Consider the following 22,796-nt stretch of genomic DNA (forward strand, 5'->3'; position numbering starts at 1 on the left):
ATCTGGTGGTAGTGACTCCGCTATTGATTTTGGCGGGACAGATTCTGGTGAACGAAACCGCAAGTTTCCTCGGCTTTTCAGTCACTGCGCAGCCAGATCCCTTTCGAACCTGGTCACCGGCGCTTGTCGTGCTGATGGGGATCATCTTCGCCCCTTTAGTGGAAACCCTGATTTTTCAATGGGCATGCATAAAGTGTCTGCAAATGCTTCGCTTGAACGCCCCCGTCATCCTGATCATCTCGGGCTTTCTATTTGCATTGGCACATGAATTTGAGGAGCGCTGGCCTGTTGACATGTTCATCGCGGGCCTGGCCTTCTCTTGGGTCTTCCTGGTCGAGACCAGAAGACCGAAGGGTTTTCCGGTGTTAGTCACGGTTTCAGTACACGCCTTATTCAACGCCATGGCCCTGGCGATTTCAGTCTGAACCGGACGACAACATTTCATGGCCCCGAGCCTGCATTGCGAACAAAAGCCCGCGTGGTGAGATACAACACCACCCCGTTGAGCAGATGCCAGAACATGTGCGTCCCGATGCTGATGCTCGGGCACACTGCCATGTCCATCGAGCGCAGCACCAGAGACAGTGTAAATACACCGGTGGCCAACAGCAGGGCCATCGGTTCAGTCTTGCGCATGCGCCAGTGATACACGCCCAGTCCGCCAATGAAGAGCCATGCCGAACCATACGACGCCACCGAACCATTGAGCCACTGCTCCGGCAAGCGTCCCGCACCGTAGGTCACGACAAAGAAGAACAGTACCCAGCCCAGCGTCACCAGCCAGTTGCGGCGCGCCACCTTGCGCAGATAGAACGCCAGGAACAGCACCTGATACACCGAAATCGGAATGACATCGGCGAACAATGCCCAGCGCTGCGCAACGGTGTGGAAAAGAAAACTGCCCACCCCGATCACGGCCACCATCAGCATCAGGATGCGTGACATCACCACGGCGCTGCGCCCCTGCGGCAGCGGCAAGCGCCACAAGAAATACGCGGCCAGCAGGAAAGCGAGATTGGAAAGCGCATTGACGGGTTCGGCCCAGAAAGCGGTACCGAGCCGTTCGCAATACAGGTCTACCGGGGCAAGAAGCGAGGCTGTCATGGTGTATGTCGCGCTGGTCGTCGCGGATCAAGGGGAATCGAAAGCGGCGATCAACACGCCGCCCTTATGCGATGCAGCCGCCATGATCCGCGAAGCCGCCGGATATTTCCAGTCGCGCTTCACTCTCCTGGCGCGGCCGCCCCGATGACCCGCCCCGGCTGGCCCGCCAGCCAGCCCAGCGCGCCCATGAGCACCGCGCCGCCCGCACACAAGCCCAGCACCAGCGTCCACCCGCCGCTGGCATCATGCAGCCGCCCCATGAGGATGGGCCCGGCGGCCGCCAGCAGGTAGCCGACGCTCTGCGCCATGGCCGACAACGCGGCGGCCTGGGGCGGCGTCGATACACGCGTACCGACAAAAGCCAGCCCCAGAATCAGCACCGCACCGGTCCCGAATCCGAACAGCGGCACCCAGACGATGGACGCCTGCGGCCACGCCATGAGGCCAACAAGGCTCAGGACAGTGGCAGCCGACATGCTCACCGCCACCGGCCGATGGTCACGGATGCGCGGACCCAGCGGTACCAGCAGCAAACCGGGCAAGGCCGAGGCCAGTTGCATCAGGCCATGCAGGTTGCCCGCCTCCACCGCACTGCGCCCATTGGCCGCGAGGATGGAGGGTAGCCACGCCGTCACCACGTAATACACCAGCGAATTGGTCCCGAGGAAGAAGGTCACCTGCCACGCCAGCGGCTGGCGCCACATCGACGCCGCGCGCGCAGGCGCCGTGGCCGGGCGCGTATCGCGCCGCAATTGCGGCAGCCACACCAGCACCGTCACCACCGGCAATGCAATGAAAGAAGCCAGCGCCCACGCCCAGCCCAGTCCCGCCGCCAGCGGAACGGCGCACACCGAGCCCAGTGCCGATGCACCGCCCATGGTGAGCGCATAGACGGCCGTCATGCGCGTGAGGTCATCGGGAAAATCGCGCTTGAGCAAGCTCGGCAAGAGTACATTGCCGCCGGCAATCCCGCAGCCGATCACGCAAGTCCCGGCCAGCAGGGCTGCCACCGATCCGGACGAGCGCAACACGATGCCGCCTGCGATCAACAACAATGCCAGCAAGAGCGTGCGCTCCAGTCCCAGGCCGCGCGCCACGCGCGCCGCCAGCGGCGAGACCAGCGCAAAGCACAGCAATGGCAAGGTCAGCATCAGCCCTGCCGCCCCGGCCGAGAGGGCGAAGGTCTGTTGCAGCAGCCCCATCACCGGCCCCACGGCCGTCACCGGCGCACGCAAATTGGCGGCGATCAGCAGGATGCCTGCAATGAGCCAGACACTGCGATGAACAGGGCGAACGTGAGGGGGATGCGTGGCATGCATGGCGGGCGTGATGGCAATGATTGATCGAAAGCAGCGAGCGCCCAGCTTAGCCAATCGCAGCCTGCACGTATTTGGCTACAATGCCAGCATATTGCTAAAAACGGTCAACCCAACTCCCTATGGCCACTCTCTATGCCAGCCTGGTCGAACACGATCCGGACCGCCTCGACGCCGCGGTCACGGCCCTGCGCGTGCATACCAGCCAGAGCGAGCGGGAGACGCCCTTCCACAGCCATCGCAAGGGCCAGCTGGTGGTGGCCCTGCACGGTGCGGTCACCTGCGAGACGGCCCAGGGCATGTGGATCGTGCCGCCCCAGTCGGCGGTCTGGATCCCGCCGGGCGTGCCGCACAGCAACCGCGTCACGCTGGACGGCCAGCTGTGCTTCCTCTTCATCGCGCCGCATGCGGCCAGCATGCCGGACCAGTGCTGCACCCTGGCGCTGTCGCCGCTGCTGGTGCAGATGATCTGCCACCTCGCCGAACAGCGCCAGGACTACGCGCCGCACGAGCGCACCGCGCGCCTGGCCGCCGTGCTGGTCGAAGAACTGGAACACAGCCAGCGCCACGCCCTGCCCTTGCACCTGCCGGTGCCGCAGCATTCGCGGCTGCGTGCGATTGCGCGCCACCTGGCCGAACAACCTGCCGACCGCAGCACGGTGGCCGAATGGGGCCAGCGTCATGCGATGAGCGAGCGCACTTTTGCCCGCTTTGTGCAGGCCGAAACCGGCATGAGCTTCGGCCGCTGGCGGCGGCAGATCCACCTGATGCTGGCCCTGCAATGGCTGGCCTCGGGCAGCTCGGTGCAGCGCGTCTCGCAAGACCTGGGCTATGAATCGGTGAGCGCCTTCATCACCATGTTCCGCAATACCTTGGGCAAGCCGCCCGCACGCTACATGGCGCAGCGCCAGGCACCGCTTTCCCGCCCCGCTTCTTCGCCGCCGCCCAGTCCGGTAGCGCCCTACTTCCAACCGACACGGAACGCCTCATGGAAACCGAACTGAAACTGCTGCTCGCCCCCGAGCACACCAAGGCCTTCATCCGTCATCCGCTCATCAAGCGTTACGCCCGGGCCGCACCGCGCATCAAGGACCAGACCGGTACCTACTTCGATACGCCCGACCTGCTGCTGCGCCAGAACGAAGCCGGGCTGCGCGTGCGCCGGACCGGAAATGAATATATCCAGACCCTCAAGGCAGGCGGCGGCGTCAGTGGCGGCCTGCACCAGCGCAATGAATGGGAGTCGCTGGTCGATGGTGAACAACCTGACCTGCCGGTGCTGCGCGAGCTGGCGGCCTCCGACGAGACCTGGGCCAGGAAGGTCTTTTCCGACAAGACCGCTGCGCAGCTGACGCCCATCTTCAGCACCCACATCCAGCGCATGGTGTGGGACCTGGTATTGCAGGATGGCAGCGAGGTGGAATGCGTAATCGACCAGGGCACGGTAGAACACCGCGACCTGAAGGTGGACGTCTGCGAAATCGAACTGGAACTCAAGCAAGGCGAGGCCAGCGCCCTCTTCGACTTCGCCCTGCAGTTGCTGCAGGACCTGCCGCTGCGCATCGGCATCCAGAGCAAGGCGCAGCGCGGCTATGGACTGTTCCATCAGGCGCGCCGCACGCAGCAGGGCATTGCCGCCACCTCCTCGGCCAGCCGCGCCAAGCCGCTGCAGCTGACCCGCAAGATGCCGGTGGAGCAGGCCTTCCTGGCGGTGGTCAACAATTGCGTGGAGCAGATCCAGGCCAATGACATCGCCGACCAGGATAGCGACGACATCGAGCGCCTGCACCAGATGCGCGTGGGACTGCGCCGCCTGCGTTCGGCCTTCACGCTGTTCGATCCCGTGATCACCCTGCCCGCTTCCCTGGCCGCTGAATTCGAGTGGGTCTCGCAAGCCATCGGCAATGCACGTGACTGGGATGTGCTGGCCACGCAGACACTGGCCGCGCTGCCAGCGCACGCCATCGGTGCCATCGACCTGGAACGGGTGCGCCATGCGGCGCTGGTGGAAGCCGGCAAGGAACATGCACTGGCGGTGCAGGCCGTGGCCTCGCCGCGCTATACGGCGCTGGTGCTGCAGTTCAGCCGCTGGCTGCTGACGGCGGGCTGGCGCGATGGACTCGACGCTGCGGGCCGGGAAGCCCTCGCGCAAGCGCTTTTCCGCTACGCACGCCAGATGCTGCGACGGGATGAGAAGCGCCTCAACAAGCGCGGTGCACATCTGGAAGAAAACGACCGCGCGCGCCACCGTACCCGCATCGCCGCCAAGAAGATGCGCTACGACATCGAGTTCTTCCAGGCGCTGTATGGCGAGAAAAGCAGCCGCCCCTACCTGAAAGCCTTGTCACGCCTGCAGGACCAGCTGGGCCTGCAGAACGACCTGGTGGTGGCCGATGCCCTGCTGCAGCAACTGCAGCAGAAGCAGGTACGCCTGGCCCCGAGCATCGCCTACGCACGCGGCTTCCTCGCCGGCCAGGTCAAGGATGGCCACGAACGCATGCATCGCCTGTGGAAAAAATGGAAGGCGCAAGCATTGCCGCAATGAGTCCCGCAATGAGCGCGGCGCTCATTGCAGCATGAAGGTCTCGTACTCCAGCAGTTCCAGCTTGCGGGTGAGCAGCACGAAACCGGCCAGCACCACCACGAACACCGCCAGCGCAAACCCGAACCCGTAGAAGGTCGGCCCCAGGCGCAGCGACAGCGCGGTGAGGGCGACGTTGAGCACCACCAGTCCCCCGCACAGGCCCAGCACGATGCGGCGCTTGTCGAGATAGAAGAAGACGTTGAGGATGCCCAGCAGCACCACCTGCAGGCTGGCCGCAATGACGTCGATGTAGAGCAGCGGCAGGTAGAGCGTGGAAATGCCCAGCCACTTGAGGATGGACTCGCCCGTGACCATCAGCAGCAAGGTGGTGATGGCCTGGATCTTGATGATTTCCAGCAGGCCCAGGCGCACCGTTTCCACCATGCCGTTGCGGTGCTTCTCGATGGTTTCCAGCGAAGCCCCGGTACGTACGGCCTCATAGAAGGCATCATAGTCCTCGACGAAATCGGTCTCCATGCGCAGCAGGAAAATGGCCATGCCGGGAATGATGGAAAGGTAAGCCAGGAACACCGGCAGGTCATAGATGACCGAGGCGCGCAGCGGGCCGATGATGGCCTGGCTGGTTTCGGGCGTGTACCAGAACATGGCCTTGTCGATCCAGATCGCCGTGTTGTAGAACAAGCCGATGGCCATGAGCGAGGGATAGAGTTTCTTGCGCTCGTAAAATTCGAAGGAGATGAAACGGTCCGAAGGGAAATTGCGCAGGATCAGCGCCATCATCGCCATGAGCAACACTGCCTGGCCGATCACGAAGCCGCCCATCAAGCCCTCCAGTCCCAGCGGACGCAGCAGCAGCGCCGCTACCACCGTGATGGTGTAGCCCAGTGCATAGATCCAGAAGATGGCCTTGTATTGCTTCATCCCCGACAGGAAGATGGTGGCGATCCAGATGTTGCACATGATGATGAAGGCCGCCAGCAGGAGCAGCCGGTACAGCGCACTCTGCTGCGGGAACAGGAAAGCCACCGCCAGCAGTCCCAGCACGCCGCCCACCAGCGTCACCGACAGCGACACCGAATGGAAATTGGGCAGGATGGAGTGATTGTCTTTTTCAAACAGGCGGTCCGCCGCAAAGCGCGTCAAGGCCAGCTGGAAGATGCCGGTGAAGATCAGCGACAGCGAAATCACGTAGGTGATGCTGACCTGGAACTGCACGATGGCCAGCTTGGGCATGTTCACCGTATAGCTCACCAGGCCGATGACCAGGATGCCGACGATGGACATGATCCACGGCCCCGAACTGATCAGGGCCGCGTAGGAATACGCCTGCATCAGCGAGAGCAGGCTGTCGCGCTTCAATATCTTGCGCAGTTCAAAACCGATACCGGCCATGGCGGTCCTCGTCAGTGCCGCACCGGGCAGCGCAGCGGCTGGCCGGATGCAGCGTCGGTGTGCGCGTTGCCGTGTGCCAGCGAACGCTGGTACAGCTCACGGTAGGCACCGAACATCATGTCCTGGGTGTAATAACGCTCCACGCGCGCAATGCCTGCCGCCTGGGCGGCATGCCAGCGCTGCGGATCGGTCAGCAGCTTCAAGGCCGCATCGGCCAGCGCCTGCGGCTGGGCGATACCGACCACGTCACCGGCCGCGCCCAGCGCCTGGTCCTCCTCCGAGAGCCCGTAGATGAGCTGGCGGCACGAGCCCACATCGGTGGCTACCGCCGGCACGCCGGCGGCAAACCCTTCCAGCAATACCAGCGGCAAGGCCTCGCTGATGCTGGAGAGCACCACCAGTCCGATTTTGGGCATGAGCTCATCGATCTTCTGGAAACCGAGGAACTTGACCTTGTCGGTCAGGCCCAGGCCATCGGCAATCGCGTGGCATTCACCGGCGTAGGCCTGGTCTTCATCTTCCGGCCCGGCGATCCAGGCTTCGGCCTCCGGATACTGGTTGACCACGGTGCGCATGGCGCGGATGAAGGTTTTCACATCCTTGATCGGCACCACCCGGCCCAACAGGCAAAGCACCGGCGGGATCTTCTCGCTGCGCAATGCGCGCAGCTTGGACAGGCGCGGCAGGTCGATGCCGTTGGGGATATTGCGCGTGCGCTCGGCCGGTGCGCCGTCATGGACCTGGCGCAGGCGGTTGGTCTCGTAGAGCGCGACGATCTCGTTGGACGCCTGGTAGCACAATCGGCCCAGCGCCTCGAAGAAGCGGATCCACATCTCGCGGAAGTAGGGAATCTGCGAGGCATCCTTCTCGAAGACGTTGCGGTTGTCGCGGATCCACTCGCTCTGGAACAGGTCGATCTTGCGTTCCTTGGTGTAGATGCCGTGTTCGGAAAGGATCAGCGGACGGCCGGTCTGCATCTTCATCAGCGCCCCGAGGAATCCGGCATAACCGGTGGAGATGGTGTGATAGCAGCGCGCCGGGATCAGCTGGCGCGCCACACGGGCCAGGGTCCACACCGGCTGGTGCATGATGCGCACGGTCCAGAAGTAATCGACGAAAGACGGGTCGGTGCAGAAGATGCGGTATTGCGAAGCCAGGTAATCCCAGGAGCGCTTGCTGAAGAGGAAGGTGTCCTGGTCCATCTTGCCGCCGTCTTCCATCATCGGGATCAGCTCGCCCAGTTGCGCCACCAGCGCCGAATGCGACGTGGCATCGGTGCGGTCGTAGGCGCGGAACATCGCATGCAGCTCGTCGATGCGCTCGAAGGCCTTGGCATCGCCGCGCGAACGCACCACCTCAGTGGCCGAGAGGTGTTCGTGGATGAAGTGCGTTTCCAGGTGGACCACATTGTCCGGCAGCGCGTACTTGGGCGTGCCGTAATCGTCGGGCCGGCTGCCGATGAAGCACAGGCCGAAACGGATCTCGGGAAACCCGCGGATGATCTGGTTGACCCAACTTGACACGCCACCGCTCACGTACGGGAAGGTCCCTTCCAGCAGCAGCATGACATCGCAGTCCTTGGCGCGGCGCTGATAGGAGGCATCGCCGGCGACCGGCCGGAGGGCGGGAGCATTCATCGGCGGCCTCCGGTGGGACGTGCAGCGCTTGCGGGATTGAACGGTTCGGGTCGATTGGCGATGGTACGCCGGCCATGCCGCCAGTAGCGATGCAGCTGCGGCTGCGAGGAGACGCTGGGATCGTATTGCATTTCGATGAAGAGCTTGCGCACTTGTTCGTAGTCGCGTTCGAGGAAGCTGAGTTCAGCCAGGTAAGGCAAGAGGCGCACGCGCGAAAAGCCATGTTCATGCGCACGCTGCATGGCCTCGGCGGCGTCGGCCACGTTGCGGTTGGCCAGTTCCATGCGCGCCAGCATGAACCACAGGCCGGGCTGGGCTGCATCGATCTGCAGCGCCGCCTGGGCGTGTTCACGCATCTGCGCGTAGGAGTAGTTGAGCAGGTCACCCTGCACCAGGTTCTGGTAGATCAGCTCCTGATACAGCTCGGCCACCTGCTGGTGCAGGATGCCCAGGGTCTCGGGATCGGAGACGGTCTTGAGATGGTTGCGCATGTCCACGATGCGCTGGGTGATCTTCTTCTCCTTGCCATCCAGGATGCCATAGGCCAGCAAGCGCACGTCGTCGGCCGGGTCGCCCAGCAGGCTGCGCAGCGAGGCGCCGCTGGCGCGCGTGGGCGTACTCTGGATGGCCACCAGGGCGTTGAGCCGCTTGTCCACGGGCGTGGCCACGTTGCCCAGCTGGGCCCGCACGCGGTTGCCGGAAAAGCCGCTGCCTTCGCGCCTGCGCGCGGTGACGAAGGCCGGTGCCTGGCTGGTATCGAAGTGGTCTTCCGGCTTGTCCTTGGGCCAGAGCACGGCCACCAGCAAGGCCACCACCGCACACAGCATGCCGCCGACGGGAATGAAGAAATTGAAGAAGAACAAATACAGCAGTAAGGCCGTGCGCGGACGCCGGTACTGCGGCGGGGCCACCTGCGCGATGGCCAGCGCGAACAGCGCCGAGGACACCAGGTGCAGCGCCAGGTAGGCGGCCAGCACGCCCAGCCCGTTGCCGCCCTGCAGCAGCAAGGCGACGGAGGCGGTCTCGAAACTCAGACCGGCAGCGGAGAGTTTAAGCAGCACAGCGTTCCACCAGGTTGATCAAGAGGCGCATGGGCTCATCGCTGCCCAGGGCAGCGGTGTGCGCGGCAGCGAAGTTGGCCAGGGACTTGTTGTCGAACTGCGCGTGCGAGGCAGTCTCGATGCGCATCAGGTAACCATCGACCGCTGCCGGTCCGGCCAGCGGCAACAGGGTCATCAACACGTTGCGGCCACCGGCCTTGTAGGTCCAGACCACATCGGCGGCACGCTTGAGGCGCCGGACCTGGTCGTACATGTCGCGCGAGAGTTCGTCGTCGCCGAAGACCAGCGCCACCAGCGAGGAATCGATGTCGGTGCTGCGCTTGAGGCGATGCAGGCGCACCAGGTCCACCGCCAGTTCCGGCGGACAGGTCGGCAGCTGTTGCAGGATGGCGCGGGCGCTGTCGCCCATCTCGATGCCGTCGGCGTAGTAGTCGATGAGCACCGACATCAGTTGCAGCGTGTCTTCGTTCAAGGCCAGGAAGGGCAACTGCTCCACCACCAGCAAGCCGAACTGGCGGCCCTCGTAATTGCGCAAGGGCGCGCAGACCAGGTAGCGGCTCTGGTTGCGCAGGGTCTGGTTCAGGCTCTCGGTCTGGATGTGGCCCAGCTTCTGCTGGGTCAGGCAATAACGGACCAGCGGATCATCGGCCACCAGCGGCGTGACCTTGCCCACGCTGGCCACCGCCTCCGGCAGGACGTGGCCGTGGATATCGCAGGCAAAGACCGAGGCCGATTCCACCTGGCAGCTCTGCACCAGGATCTGCAGGAAGGCATCCGGCGCCGGCATGCGCGCCGGGTCCAGCAGGTATTGCGTGAGCGTGAGGGCGCGCATGCGGTCCAGCGATTCGCGCAGGGTCAGCGGCTTGGACAGCAGATCCTGTTCCAGCCGCTCGTGCGACAGGCGCAGCAGGAAGTGATTCTTGGTGAGCATGGTCAGGCGCTCTTCCAGGTAGGCATTGACTCCGCGCAGGCGGCGACTGCGTGCATTCCACACTTCGGCGAACTGGCCGCACAGCAGCGTCAGCACCAGCCCGCCCAGGAAATAAGCTTGCGGGAAGGCTTGCGCCGCCGACACCACGGCTTGCGCCTCGTCCTCCTGATGGCCATGCATGAGCAGATACCAGCCGCCCAGCATGGTGGCCACGGCCACCACGCCCAGCGTGCTGCCGTAGCGCATGGCGAGGATGGCCGGCATCAGCCACAACCAGGGGAATTGCGCCTGCAGCCCGAAGGGATCTTCCGGAGCCAGCCACCATGCCACGGCCAGCGCGGCCGCCACCAGCGCAATGGTCTCGACGATGCGCAGCGCCGCCTTGCGGGGTGAGCCGCTGTCGGTATCGAAGCGCGTAAAGAAGCGCGACCAGAATTTCTGGCGCTTCTGTGCTGCCGTAGCGGCCGGTCGCGGCGAGGCGGCCCATGGCCGGCCGCTGCCGTTTGGCGGGGAGGCCGGTGGGGAGGCGGGCCGTTGGCGCTCGTTCACGTTCTCTCCCATCAGGGGCGCGGCGTCGCGGGAGCCGAAGTACTGGTGAGTGCATCGGCCTGCGGTGCGCTACCCCGTGCCGCCTCGCCGGCGCTTGCGGCATTGACGGCCGCAGCGCTCTGCGCCAGCGAGCGCAGGGGGGACAGCAGGTTGCGCATGAGCTTCTGGGCCACGGCCGAGAGCGCCTCACGGCTCCAGCCGCTCTTGGCACCGGCCGCAGCCCACACCACCTTGCCGCTGGAGACCTCGATCAATTGCAGCGTCAGGCCCACGGCCGGCTCGCCGTCGATGCCGACCTTGTAGCGCCATTCATCGACAGTGCCTGACAGCGCATAGGCGATGTTCTCGCTGCGCGCCCAGTCGAGGGCAGCATCGAGCTGCTTGCGGTCCATCGGTTCGAACAAGGTTTCATTGTTGAGCGAAGCCGGATAGCGGCGCAGCTCGGCCAGTCCGTTGGCGCGCAGGATGCTTTCCGAGATCGACTCGGCACGCAGTCCGGCCTGCGGGGTCTCGGTGTGATTGGCGAAGGGCAGCAAACCCCAGCGGGCATCAGCCGGCACCACCGGCGCCTGGCCGATGTCGGTGGTGGAGCAGGCGGCCAGGCCCAGGGCGAGTACGGCAGCGCTGCCGAGTTTGTACAACATGGAGCGGATCTTGTTTGTCATGGTGGTCACCTTGGAGCAATGCGCGGCCTTTCGCGGCCAGAGATTAATGAGGGCTGATTCATCGATTTCATTGATCAATCAATGTCGACACGGTAAGGACAGCAAGGTCTTCGCCTTCAGTTTCGGTTTCGGTTTCAATTTCAGTTTCAGTTTCAATTTCAATAGAACCATTTGTAGAGCACATTCAATTCAAACCCGCGCTGCGGCGTATTGGGGGTGGCGCTGGTACTCTGCGCGGCCACCGACAGCACGTCCTGTCCCAGCACGCTGCCGGCGATGCCGGCACGCAGGTTGCGGCCCCAGCCGATGTCGGACGTACGGGTCAGGCCGAACTCGGCATACGGACGCCAGGCGCGGGTATAGGCGTTTTCGATGACGGTCCCCGCGCCCAGTGCAATGCCCCAGGAACGCGCATCCAGCGGCATGTAGCGAAAGCCCGTGGGATCGTTGCCGGCCGGGACCAGGCGCGCGATCTGCTCATCGCTGGCACCCCGATCGCTGAACTTGGCATCGTTGACGAAGCCGCGCAGGGTCAGGTTGGGATATTCCACGCGCAGGTGCGTGCCGATTTCGGCATTGAGGGTGCGGCCATTGCCCAGCGCCGTGCCGGACTGCGTCTGGTAGCGCTGCAGGCCGCCGCCCAGGCGCAGGTATTCGGTACGGCTCAATTGCAGGTTCAGGTTCAGCTCGCCGCCGCTGCGCCGTCCGCCCACGCGGATCAGTGCCGAATCAATGGCCGCCAGGTTCAGCCCGCCATTGCCGGAGAGCGTGATCTTGGGCGTGAGCTGTTGCGAGAATTCCAGGCGCAGCCCGTTGAAGGAAGTCATCGCATCGCGGTGCTGCAGGCTGGCACTGACGAAACCATCCTCGATGCGTCTGCGCAGGGTGAATTCGAAGAGGCGATCCACGGCCGGCACATCGCCCAGCAAGGTGGTGTCGTTGACCGTCTGGTGCCGTTCGGTATAGCCGAAGTAGAAGCGCGTGCCCGGTGTCAGCGCCACGCCGGCATTGGCCGTGAAGAGCTTGGTGGCCAGCGGGAATTCGCGCGTGGACGTGAAGCCTGTCGAGAAGCGCGGCGGCTCATCGGTGACCAGGCCCGTGAGCCGTCCGTGCAGTTCGTCGTCAGCGGGCAGGCGTTCGAGCTGGTCGAAGGCCAGTGTCTGCGCCAGGCCGACGCGCCCGGCCACGCGCGCCGCTTCGACGCGGTCATACATGGGCAGCCAGTCGGCCAGGTTGTCGAGCATGGTGTTGAGTCGCTGGCGGTCATCGCTGGCCAGCGCCATGGCCAGCTCGCCCCACAGCGGCTTGTCGAGCTGCCGGGCAAAGCGTGTGGCCAGCCAGGTGCGCGCCAGGTCGGACTGGTTCTGGTTCATCGCATAGGCCAGCGCCAGTTCGCGCGCGCCGGAAGACAAGCGCGCATCATCGCCCGGGCGCTGGCCGGTATCGTTCGTGGGCGCGAACAGTGCCGCCGGACCTTGCGCCAATCGTGCTGACAGCGCCTCATCCTGGCTGCGCTGGCGCGCATCGCTGCGCGCGGCTTGCTGCATGTCCTTGAGCAGGGCCGGGCCATTGGCGGGGACGGGCTGGTCGTCCGGGGGCGGCGGCAGCGTCACGTCACTTCGCAACAGCGCGCGCATGACGCGCGCACTGTCATCGGCGCTCATGAAGAGCGGTGCCAGCGCCGCCAGGCGATCGCGCCACTCGTGCAATTGTCCGGGCGGGACATTGCGCAGCAGTTTCGGATTGCGCACTTCCAGCCAGGCATGGCGGCGGATGCGCCAGGCCAGGTCGGGCTGGCCGGTGGCATCCAGTGCCTCGGCATAACTCATCAGCCACAGGTAATCGTCATGCGGGAAACCGGATTTGCGGAACCAGTGCAGCGCCTGGTCCTGGCGGTTCAGCGACATGTTGGCCGCAGCATACGGTCCCCACAGTTGCGGCGTGGTCTCGGCCTCATGCGCCCACATCGTCAGGGCGCGATTGAGCAGTGCCGCATCGCGCGTGGCGATGAGCACCCAGAGGGTCTCGGCCCGCACATCGGCCGCGCGCGGTGCCAGCGACAGGGCCAGGCGCATGTCGGCGCGCGCCCCGTCGAGATCGCGCTGCAATTGCCTGACCGAAGAACGCACGCTGAGGAAAGGAACGTATTTTTCCAGTGCTGCCTTCTGCTGCGGGGTCAGGCTGGCAAGGAAAGCGCGCGCGCCCTCCAGGTCATTGAGGCGCAGGCGATAGGTCAGCGCCTGCACCGCGAAATTGGGTACGCCGGTGCGGTGGAAACCGAACTCGGCCAGCTCGGCGGCGGCACGGGGTTCGCGATCCTGGATGACCACCATCATGTTGCTCATGTCGCCTTCGGCAGCCTGGTCTGCGGCCAGCAGCCGGTCGTAGCCGATGCGCGCCTCTTCATTCAGGCCCATGTAGCGCGACACTTCCGCATAGGTGCGCCAGAAGTCGGCATTGCCGTCCGGCGCCACCTTGGCGGCAGCGCGCAGTACCTCCAGCGCATCGTCCAGGCGGCCACGCAGGTACAGGGGATTGGCGGTCATCAGGGCGTTGGTGGCAGAAGGGCCGAATTCCTCGCGCTGGCGGCGCAAGGTGGCCAGCGCAGCATCATCGCGGCCCATGCGCAGGTACAGCTTGGCCAGCGCTTCCATCGTACCGTTGCGCTCGGTGGCGGCATCGGGGGTGCGTGCCGGCTTGCCGCGCAGGCGCTCTTCCAGCAAGGCCACTGCGCGCTCGGGCTGGCCGATGTTTTCGTATTGCGCCACCAGCAGGTTGACCCACTGCGCATTGCCGGGCTCGACCTGCATCTTGTGCTGCAGGGCTTCCACCAGCATGTCTTGTTCAAAGGTCCCGGCGGCAGCCCGCAGGACGTTGTCCCACGCCGCTTCATCGCCCGACAGGCGCGCATAGGCCAGCCATTGCGGCGTGGCCTGTTCCGGCACGCCGCTCCATTCGGAAACCTCCGCCAGCCGCTTGCGCCAGGCCGCGTCATCGGGACGCTGGCGCACCGCCGATTGCGCCAGCAGGCGCGCATCGACCAGGTTGCGATTGGCCAGGAAGACGTTGTAGGCCAGCGTGTAGATCTCCTCATCAAAGGGCAGCCTGGCCAGCGCGCGGCTGGAGGCCACATCGGCTGCCGAGGGCTGGTTCTCCCCGGCCACGCGCAGCAGGCGGCCCTGCTTCAGCGCGCGCTGCAGTTCATGCTGCAGGCGCTGCGGGTGGTGCAGCAGCGATTGCATCTGCTGCAGCGACTGCCTGAAATCGTGCATGGACACGGCCACCACACCGCCCTGCCCGGTTCGCGCGGCCGCCAGCGGCGCCAGCGCACGCGCCATCGACAGTTGCAGCAACTGCTTCACGTAACGCTCGGCGGCATCCGGACGATTGGCGGCCTGGGCCAGCCGTGTCAGGTACAGCAGCACGGTCTTGTCATTGGCCAGCGGACCGAGGTTGGCCTCGGCGGCGGCCAGCGCTTCCTGGTAGAAGCCGCCGGCCTGCAGGGTCCGCATCGCGTCGAGGAAATTCTCGCGGCGCGCGGCCAGCGAACCGGCATGCTGCATGGCCAGCAGGTAGAAGGCGGCGCTGCTGTGGTAATCGCCCACGCCCAGGCTTTGCTGGCCCAGGCGTACCGCTTCGGTGTAGGACATGTCGGCCGTGCTGCGATCGGCCAGCAGGCGCGCGAAGGCAGCGCGAGCGGATTCGCCGTCACCGAGCGCCAGCGCATCCTGCGACAGCATCAGCCATTGTTGCGCGGTGAGCGGATAGGTCATCAGCACATTGAGCTGCTCACGCAGCTGCACCAGCAAGGGCGTGCGCTCGGGCGCATCCTTTGGCAGCGCAAAGACTTCCTGCTGGCGGATACGGTATTCCAGCCAGGCTGCCGACAAGCGTGCGTCAGCCCTGCTGTCCATCTGCAGCAAGGCCAGTTGCGCGCGCGCCTCGCCGAACTGGCCGAGGTCGATCATCTGCTTGACCAGCTCGGCGCGCAGCGCCGCATTGCCTGGCTGGGCCTTGAGGAAGACCTTGATGTACTCGACCGTCAGCAGGTCGGATTTGCCGCTGGCATTGGCCACTTCCAGGCGCTGCTGCAGCGAGACCTTGGGGTAGACCAGGGCGAGTACCGTCCCGACCGCCAGCGCGAAGCCGGCGATCGTCTAGGGCGAGAACAGCCTGGCCCGTTCATAAGGTGCATTGAACGAGTACCAGGTGCCTTGTTGTCGCGAGCGGGGCGGTTGCGGAGCCAATGTCATATTGGTGAACTGCAGTCTTGCCGGTGAAATTGCGATACCACGCCTGGCCGGTGATGCTGACCGACTTGCCCTTGGCCAGCGCCACGCCGTCGGCGGTAGCAGTACAGGTACGCGCACCACTGATGCTGAAGGTCGTGACGCCATTGGCGGTGAGCGAAAAACGCAGCTCGGCCTTGTTGCCGTTGATGCTGCGCTGGAAATCACCGACCTGCCCGGCCGCCTCCAGCAGCATGGGCAAGGCCGGCGACGCATCGGCTTGCTCGCTGCTGCTGCGCGGGCGGATGCGCACTTCGCCCGCCGAGGTGATCAGGTAACGGCCGCTGGGGCCTGGTGCGATCCCGGCGATGCCGGGCTGTGACAAGTCCACGTCAGGGGCACCAGCCGGGATGCGCAGCGTGCGCAGGTACTCGCCGGTGCGATAGACCAGCGTGCCATCGGCAGTGCGGGCGATGCTGGTGTTTTCGAAATCGATGACCTTGCGGATGTACTGCGAGACGTACAGCCGCGTGAACGGCTGCGCCTCGGCCCAGCGGTGGATCTTGTGCAGCGCTGCCACCGATGCGGGCTTGGTGCCGGCATAGAAGTGGTAGTAGATGTCCACGGCCTTGAAGCGGATCGGCTCGCCGGTCAACTCATAGCTTTCGATGGCGCGCTCGAACCCGTAGAAGGGTCCGGTCCAGTTGCCGGTGTAGACGTTCTCGTCCTGGTTGGGCGCGAAGACCTGGTACCAGCCCTGCTTGCGCACGCCTTGCGCGGCGATGTCGGTCCAGGTGTTGCGGCTCCTGGTGATCATGGTGTCGCCGCCGTTCATGTTGAGGAAGCCGTCCAGGTAGGTCTGGGCGATGGCCTCGGGGGGCGGCACGCAGTTGCCGGTCCAGAGGAAGACCTCGGCCTTCTTGCCCGGCGGCAGCAGGGTCTTGTTGATGTAGTCCATCGACCCCTTGATCTCGCGCTGCAGGTTGAATTTGTAGTTCGGGATGTCCAGCGTGCGCGAGGCATCGCCATCCATCTGGTTGATGTCGGCGGTACGGGTGTCATACATCGCATCGGCCCAGTTGAAGGGATGCGAGAAGGAATGACTGGCCGGCTCGACGTAAGGCAGCGTGAACATCTTGCGCGCCAGCGCCGTGGTCTGCGCCGAGAGCTGCGGATAGACGCCCTGCGGGCTCAGCTCGCCCTCCACCACCGAGACCGTCACGGGAAAACGGTAACGGTCCCAGATCTCCCGCTGCAGCACTTCGACCGCAAAGGGCGAGCCCGGATACTCGGCCTTGGAAGGAAAACCATCGCCATCGAGGTGGCTGGTCTGGATGCGCCGGCCGCCCTCGGTGGTGACGTCCGGCACCGGGAGTTCGGGCAGGCGCAGCGCGCGCTTGAGGAACAGCATGGGCTGCAGCACCCAGCGCGGCGGGTCCATCACCTGCAGCGTGGTGGTGGCGAACGGGGCCAGGGCGAAACCGCCCCAAGGCATGATGGCGGCCGCATCGTAGGTATTGTTGCGGCCATCCTTCATGCGCAAGAGGGACTTGGCGGCAGGATCGGTCAGGCGCACCAGCTCCAGTTGCGTGCGGTCCACGCGCGGCTTGGTCTCGAACCCCATCAGTTCGGGGTCGGCATACGTGACCTCCAGCTGCTCCGGCGACGGTGCGGCAAAACTGGTCAGCCCCAGCATGCCGGCGCTGAGCTTGGTCATCTGAAAACCGAAGGCATTGAAGATCGCCACCGGCACGCCTTCCTTGATGCGCTGCCCTATCCACGGGCCCAGTCGCTGGTGATCGGTGCCGCTGCGAAACCACGTCACCACGCCCGCATAGCGCCCGGCCAGCGGCTCGGTGGGCAGGCCCTCGCGGCCGACTTCGCGGAATTCGTAGCGCAGGCCGAGATGGTTCAGCTGGATGCCCAGGAAACGCTGGGCCTCGGTGGTATGCAGGTCATCACCCTGGGCCACATCCAGCAGCACCAGCACATTGCGCGGTACCAGTTCGACAGTGGACACGCCCATGGACATCAAGGTGCCATCAGCCACCCAGGGCAGGAAGCCGTCGGCGCTGATCTTGTTGGCCGTCTCGCGCGCCAGGGCGCGGGCACCCGGCTGGAACGGATCGACGTAATCGATGGCGATGGCCGGCAGGCGATAACGGTCGCGGATGGTGCGCAGCTGGCCGGAGAGCCAGGCGCGGTCATTGTCGCTCACGGCGCCATAGCTGCGGCGGCCGGCATCGTAGCCGCGATAGAGCGATTCGGCAGCCACCGCGTAAGTGAGCGGTGCCACCTCCGGGAACAGTTCGAAGCCGCGATTGAGGATGAGCTTGGCCTGCGGATAGCGGCGCTTGAATTCGCGCAGCGTGGCGATCATGGCCTGGGTCTGGGCGGCGCGCTCGGCATCGGTCTTGGCAAAGAGCTGGTAGGAATCCAGGGTATCGAGGAAGAAACCGCGCCATCCCTGCGCCCACAAGGGTGCCACGATCTTGTCGAAGAAGAAGTCGCGCCAGCCGGGTGCGGTCTGGTCGATCACGCGGCTGCCCCAGGCGGCGTTGTCTCCCCTGAGCAGGCCGGGCGGCATCTGCTTGTAGTAAGGCCGTGAAGGCTGGACCTCACCCAGCGAGACATAGGCAAACAGCTGGTGCGCGCCATTGGCCGCGCTGCGTGTGCGCGCGGCCGGGTCGCGCACGAAGGCCGGTTCCACCACCGCCACGTCAAAGGCCTGCAGGTCGGCCAGCGGGGGATTGGGGCCGTAGTAGAAGGCGATAGAGGTGGGCGCGGCTGCGCTTGCCGCCGCCGGATTCTGGGCCGGTGCCGCACCGGTCACCAGCGCCGCCGCGCCGGCGGCCAGGGCCCAGGCCAGCGCCCGCAAGGCGCGCCAGGTCCGGCCAGCTGATTGTTGTAAGGCTTGGCTTGCTGCAGAGCGCGGCACGTGCTCCCCCTGATGTTTTGTCATGAACTTGGCAGGCCACATGAAACCATGGCTACGTCCTTGTTGGCATCCGGAAAATCCTGACTCGGATGAGCTGCCATCCCCCGCTTGTTGTTCGAATTCTTCAGATTTTCCTGGTGCGCTTGTTAGCAATTTGTATCAAATTCTAACTAGATTCAACTGCAAGTTTATTACCGCGAGGGAATTTAGCTGTGTCTTCAAGTGAACATATTGCCGCCTAACCGCAAAAATTTGACGGCTAAAACTGCCAATTCCTTCACAGGTCACCCTGCGGCGCACAAAAGCAGGGCAAGCCAACCGCGCTTGTGGTCGGCCCGCACGCACCAAAAGCAGGCAGCGGCTGCCCCCAAACCTTCATTTCACCCGTTTTGCGCCGCATCACCGCCCCTCCCGCGGTCGTGACCGTACTGCGACACCGGTCGCAAACCCTTGCCACAGCGGCGTCTGGCCGCCAATAATCGTCGCGGGTTGTTGTATGCCAATCTTGTATATCAGCGTGGCACACAACTTGCTGAGGAGAGGACATGAGCATCGATCCTTCCGCCAAGTCGTCGTCGCAGATTGCGGTCCGTATCACCGAGGCCATCCTCGCCAAGCAACTGGCGCCGGGGACCCGGTTGGGCGAACAGCAGCTGGCCGACCTGTTCAGCGTCTCGCGCACCCAGGTGCGCGAAGCGCTGACCCGGCTGATGGCGCGCGGCATCGTCACCGTCAGTGCGCGGCGCGGCTGGTTCGTCATCGAGCCCACCGCCGAACAGGCGCGCGAAGCCTTCGAGGCACGCCGCGTGATCGAGCTGGGGCTGTTGCGCCAGGCGCGGGTGCGGCCGATCAGCACGCAGGCCATCGGCCAGCTGCGCGATCACATCGCCCGCGAAGAGGCGGCCATCGCCGGGGCCGATGTGGGGGCACGCAGCTACCTGCTGGGGGACTTCCACGTCTGCCTGTGCGAATGCCTGGGCAACTCGCTGCTGTCGGAAACGCTGCGCGACCTGACCGCGCGCACCACCTTGACGGCCATGCTGCACCAGTCGTCGGAGCAGGCGGAGGATTCGTGTTCGGAACATGTATTGATCGTCGAGGCGCTGGAGCGCGGCGATCTGGAACAGGCAGAGCAACTGATGCAGGACCACCTGCAACATGTGGAATCAGGGCTCACCCAGGTGCGCAGCAGCGATCCGCTGGAACCGCTGCGACAGGCGCTGGCATCGGTATCGCGGCCGGGGGCCGCCAGCGAGACCGGGCCGCCACGCCAGCAAAGCAAAGGGCCTTGAGCTGCACAACAGGCCTCTCATCAACGTAGTCAATGACGTCAACCCAAGGGAAACTGCTATGAAACTGACCAAACTCCTGCTCGGCCTGATGGCCGGCGCCATGATGTTCTCCGCTTCGGCTGCCCGCGCCGACGCCCTGGACGATATCCAGAAGAACGGCACGCTGCGCGTGGCCGTCCCGGCCGACTTCCCGCCCTTCGGCTCGGTCGACAGCGACCTGAAGCCCCAGGGTTTCGATATCGACGTGGCCAACCTGATCGCCAAGAAGATGGGCGTGAAGGTCGAACTGATCCCCGTCTCCAGCGCCAACCGCATTCCCTACCTGACCACCAAGAAGGTCGACCTGGTCATCTCCAGCATGGGCAAGAACGCCGAGCGTGAAAAAGTGATCGACTTCAGCGCCGCCTATGCGCCCTTCTTCAACGGCGTGTTCGGCCCGGCCGACCTGCCGGTCAAGAGCGCCGCCGACCTGGCAGGCAAGACCATTGCGGTGACCCGTGGTTCGGTGGAAGACCTGGAACTGACCAAGATCGTGCCGGCCTCGGCGACCGTGAAGCGCTACGAAGACAACAACAGCACCATCAGCTCCTTCCTCTCCGGCCAGGTGCAACTGGTCGCCACCGGCAACGTGGTGGCCGCCGCCATCATCGCCAAGAACCCGCCCAAGAAGCCCGAGACCAAGTTCCTGATCAAGGATTCGCCCTGCTTCATCGGCCTGAACAAGGGTGAGAAGAAGCTGCAGGACAAGGTCGACGCCATCCTGGCCGATGCCAAGAAGGACGGCAGCCTCAACACCATCTCCCAGAAGTGGCTGGGCCTGCCGCTGCCGGCTGGCCTGTAATTTGCTGGAGTGACCGCACACCTTCGTGGTGTGCGGCATGACAGTTGCGGGAACGCACCAGTACAGTCCACAAGGCGACGGCAATACGGTCGCCAGAGAGCACCAATACAGCAGCAATACAGCAGCAATACAGCAGCAATACAGCTTCACCCCGGCAGCAGGCAGGCGGACAACCCGGCAAACGCAGCATTTTCGAGGCAGGGCAGACACGACATCATGGCTTATCAATTCGATTTTCTTTCCACGCTCGACTACACCGACGTCATCGTCAAGGGTGTGGCGACCACCGCCGAGCTCATCGCCATCGGCGGCGTGCTGGGCGTGGCCGTGGGCATCTTTGGTGCCTGGGCGCGCACACAGGGGCCGGGCTGGCTCAAACCCATCGTCAGCGGCTATGTGGAGATCATCCGCAACACGCCCTTCCTGGTGCAGCTGTTCTTCATCTTCTTCGGCCTGCCGTCGCTGAACATCCACATCAGTGAAATCACGGCGGCCATCCTGGCCATGGTGATCAACCTGGGCGCCTACAGCACCGAGATCATCCGCGCCGGCGTGCAGGCGATTCCGCGCGGGCAGATTGAGGCGGCGCAATCGCTGTCGATGTCGCGCGGGCAGATCTTCCGCCACATCATCCTGCGTCCGGCGCTGCAGAAAATCTGGCCGGCATTGTCTTCGCAGGTGGTCATCGTCATGCTGGGCTCGGCGGTGTGTTCGCAGATCGCGGTGGAAGAATTGTCCTTCGCGGCCAACTACATCCAGGGCCGCAACTTCCGCGCCTTCGAAGCCTACATCGTCGCCACCGCTATCTACCTGGTGCTGGCCATCCTGCTGCGCCAGTTGCTGCGCCTGATCGGCAACTACTTCATCACCGCCCGGAGGACCGCATGATCACGTTCACTACCTGGGACATCGTCCGCAACCTGATGCTGGCGTGGCGCTGGACCATCCTGCTGTCGCTGGTCACCTTCGTGCTCGGCGGCGCGCTGGGCCTGATCATCCTCTTCATGCGCACCTCGCGCCAGAACTGGCTGCGGCAAGTCGCACGGCTCTACATCGAACTGTTCCAGGGCACGCCGCTGCTGATGCAGCTGTTCCTGGTCTTCTTCGGCATTGCGCTGTTCGGTATCGAAGTGCCGGCCTGGCTGGCAGCCGGACTGGCGCTGATGTGCTGGAGCGCGTCGTATCTCGCCGAGATCTGGCGCGGCTGCGTGGAAGCCATTCCCAAGGGGCAGTGGGAAGCCTCGTCGGTACTGGCCATGGGCTACTTCCAGCAGATGCGCTACATCGTGCTGCCGCAGGCTTTCCGTATTGCGATTGCACCGACGGTGGGATTTGGCGTACAGATCATCAAGTCCACTGCGGTGACCTCCATCATCGGCTTCATCGAATTGTCCAAGGCCGGCACCGTCATCACCAATGCCACCTTCCGCCCCTTCACGGTGTTTGCCATCGTGGGCGCCTTCTACTTCGTGCTTTGCTGGCCGCTGTCCAAGTACAGCCAGTCTTTAGAAAGGAAATACAATGCCGCTCATCGCCATTGACAACGTCAAGAAACGCTTCGGCGACAACGAAGTCCTCAAGGGCATCAGCCTGGACGTCGAACCGGGTGAAGTGATCGCCATCATCGGCAAGAGCGGCTCGGGCAAGTCCACGCTGCTGCGCTGTATCAACGGCCTGGAGAGCATCGACGAAGGCAACATCAGCGTAGCCGGCGCCAAGCTGGGTGCCAGCGAACTGGAGCTGCGCAACCTGCGCTTGAAGGTCGGCATGATCTTCCAGCAGTTCAACCTGTTCCCGCATCTCTCGGTGGGCCGCAACGTGATGATTGCGCCGATGATCGTCAAGGGCACGAGCGAAGCCGAGGCGATGGCCACCGCCAAGGCCAACCTGGAGAAGGTCGGGCTGGGCCACAAGTTCGATGCATTTCCGGACCAACTCTCCGGCGGCCAGCAGCAGCGCGTGGCCATTGCCCGCGCGCTGTCGATGAATCCGCAAGCCCTGCTGTGTGACGAGATCACCTCGGCGCTGGATCCGGAACTGGTCAACGAAGTGCTGACCGTCATGCGCGGCCTGGCCAAGGAAGGCATGACGCTGTTGATGGTGACGCACGAGATGCGCTTTGCGCGCGAGGTCTGCAACCGGCTGGTGTTCATGCACCAGGGCAAGGTGCATGAGATCGGACCGCCGGAGGAATTGTTCGGCAATCCCAAGACGCCGGAATTGCAGCAGTTCATTGGCATGACGCAGGGGGCTTAAACCCGCCACGTGTCAGCCGGAGTCAGAAAAGAAAAAGCCG

General features: G+C 64.4%; 17 protein-coding genes. 8 read left to right on the top strand and 9 right to left on the bottom strand.

The genetic code is table 11. The annotated features are described in order from the left end of the window. Window positions 1-47: 47 nt before the first annotated feature. Complete coding sequence (locus tag CEJ45_RS10195; RefSeq protein WP_158214912.1) at window positions 48-425, top strand: CPBP family intramembrane glutamic endopeptidase; 378 nt, start codon at window positions 48-50, stop codon at window positions 423-425. Window positions 426-441: 16 nt separating this feature from the next. Here CEJ45_RS10195 and CEJ45_RS10200 read toward each other — a convergent pair whose 3' ends face one another. Together CEJ45_RS10200 and CEJ45_RS10205 are read right to left on the bottom strand one after the other, a co-directional pair. Beyond that, window positions 442-1,104, bottom strand: coding sequence for a ceramidase domain-containing protein (locus tag CEJ45_RS10200; RefSeq protein ID WP_088755025.1), 663 nt, complete (start codon window positions 1,102-1,104; stop codon window positions 442-444). 119 nt (window positions 1,105-1,223) lie between these two features. Then, a complete protein-coding gene (locus CEJ45_RS10205) occupies window positions 1,224-2,423 on the bottom strand; it encodes an MFS transporter (protein WP_088755026.1) in 1,200 nt (399 codons plus the stop codon). A gap of 119 nt (window positions 2,424-2,542) precedes the next feature. Between CEJ45_RS10205 and CEJ45_RS10210 the strand changes: the two genes are divergently transcribed. Further along, complete coding sequence (locus CEJ45_RS10210; protein ID WP_088755027.1) at window positions 2,543-3,424, top strand: AraC family transcriptional regulator; 882 nt, start codon at window positions 2,543-2,545, stop codon at window positions 3,422-3,424. Then, the gene (locus CEJ45_RS10215) at window positions 3,409-4,965 is read left to right on the top strand and encodes a CYTH and CHAD domain-containing protein (RefSeq protein WP_088755028.1); all 1,557 of its coding nucleotides are present in this window, start codon (window positions 3,409-3,411) and stop codon (window positions 4,963-4,965) included. Before CEJ45_RS10210 ends, CEJ45_RS10215 begins: the two co-directional genes overlap by 16 nt. Before the next feature lie 21 nt (window positions 4,966-4,986). On the opposite strand, the gene pelG is transcribed toward CEJ45_RS10215, so the two are convergent. The 7 genes from pelG to CEJ45_RS10250 all read right to left on the bottom strand — a co-directional run bounded on the left by pelG (window position 4,987) and on the right by CEJ45_RS10250 (window position 18,391). Next, window positions 4,987-6,357: an exopolysaccharide Pel transporter PelG gene (gene pelG, locus CEJ45_RS10220; RefSeq protein WP_088755029.1), complete on the bottom strand. Its 1,371-nt coding sequence runs from the start codon at window positions 6,355-6,357 to the stop codon at window positions 4,987-4,989. An 11-nt stretch (window positions 6,358-6,368) separates the two neighbouring features. Next, complete coding sequence (pelF, locus tag CEJ45_RS10225) at window positions 6,369-7,994, bottom strand: GT4 family glycosyltransferase PelF (protein WP_088755030.1); 1,626 nt, start codon at window positions 7,992-7,994, stop codon at window positions 6,369-6,371. Further along, entirely contained in the window at window positions 7,991-9,055 is a 1,065-nt protein-coding gene (locus CEJ45_RS10230; RefSeq protein WP_088755031.1) for a tetratricopeptide repeat protein, read from the bottom strand. The genes pelF and CEJ45_RS10230 overlap by 4 nt, the downstream gene beginning before the upstream one ends. Next, complete coding sequence (locus tag CEJ45_RS10235; protein ID WP_241517318.1) at window positions 9,045-10,535, bottom strand: PelD GGDEF domain-containing protein; 1,491 nt, start codon at window positions 10,533-10,535, stop codon at window positions 9,045-9,047. Before CEJ45_RS10235 ends, CEJ45_RS10230 begins: the two co-directional genes overlap by 11 nt. Before the next feature lie 11 nt (window positions 10,536-10,546). After that, window positions 10,547-11,200, bottom strand: coding sequence for a penicillin-binding protein activator LpoB (locus tag CEJ45_RS10240; RefSeq protein WP_241517319.1), 654 nt, complete (start codon window positions 11,198-11,200; stop codon window positions 10,547-10,549). 158 nt (window positions 11,201-11,358) lie between these two features. Further along, a complete protein-coding gene (locus tag CEJ45_RS10245; protein WP_241517320.1) occupies window positions 11,359-15,276 on the bottom strand; it encodes a tetratricopeptide repeat protein in 3,918 nt (1,305 codons plus the stop codon). A gap of 106 nt (window positions 15,277-15,382) precedes the next feature. Further along, window positions 15,383-18,391 carry a bifunctional glycoside hydrolase/polysaccharide deacetylase family protein gene (locus tag CEJ45_RS10250; protein WP_088755196.1) on the bottom strand — a complete coding sequence of 1,003 codons (3,009 nt, stop codon included), beginning with the start codon at window positions 18,389-18,391 and terminating at the stop codon, window positions 15,383-15,385. A 521-nt stretch (window positions 18,392-18,912) separates the two neighbouring features. Here CEJ45_RS10250 and CEJ45_RS10255 point away from each other — a divergent pair. The 5 genes from CEJ45_RS10255 to CEJ45_RS10275 all read left to right on the top strand — a co-directional run bounded on the left by CEJ45_RS10255 (window position 18,913) and on the right by CEJ45_RS10275 (window position 22,756). Further along, on the top strand, window positions 18,913-19,659 hold the full coding sequence (locus tag CEJ45_RS10255) for a GntR family transcriptional regulator (RefSeq protein ID WP_088755034.1): 747 nt from the start codon (window positions 18,913-18,915) through the stop codon (window positions 19,657-19,659). A 58-nt stretch (window positions 19,660-19,717) separates the two neighbouring features. Beyond that, a complete protein-coding gene (locus tag CEJ45_RS10260) occupies window positions 19,718-20,500 on the top strand; it encodes a transporter substrate-binding domain-containing protein (RefSeq protein WP_088755035.1) in 783 nt (260 codons plus the stop codon). 216 nt (window positions 20,501-20,716) lie between these two features. Further along, complete coding sequence (locus CEJ45_RS10265) at window positions 20,717-21,388, top strand: amino acid ABC transporter permease (protein ID WP_088755036.1); 672 nt, start codon at window positions 20,717-20,719, stop codon at window positions 21,386-21,388. After that, window positions 21,385-22,041 carry an amino acid ABC transporter permease gene (locus tag CEJ45_RS10270; protein WP_088755037.1) on the top strand — a complete coding sequence of 219 codons (657 nt, stop codon included), beginning with the start codon at window positions 21,385-21,387 and terminating at the stop codon, window positions 22,039-22,041. The genes CEJ45_RS10265 and CEJ45_RS10270 overlap by 4 nt, the downstream gene beginning before the upstream one ends. Continuing rightward, complete coding sequence (locus tag CEJ45_RS10275; protein WP_088755038.1) at window positions 22,022-22,756, top strand: amino acid ABC transporter ATP-binding protein; 735 nt, start codon at window positions 22,022-22,024, stop codon at window positions 22,754-22,756. The genes CEJ45_RS10270 and CEJ45_RS10275 overlap by 20 nt, the downstream gene beginning before the upstream one ends. Window positions 22,757-22,796: the final 40 nt, after the last annotated feature.

Origin of the sequence: Herbaspirillum aquaticum, assembly GCF_002213425.1 — a bacterium.
In the GTDB taxonomy this organism is placed as follows: Bacteria; Pseudomonadota; Gammaproteobacteria; order Burkholderiales; family Burkholderiaceae_D; genus Herbaspirillum; species Herbaspirillum aquaticum.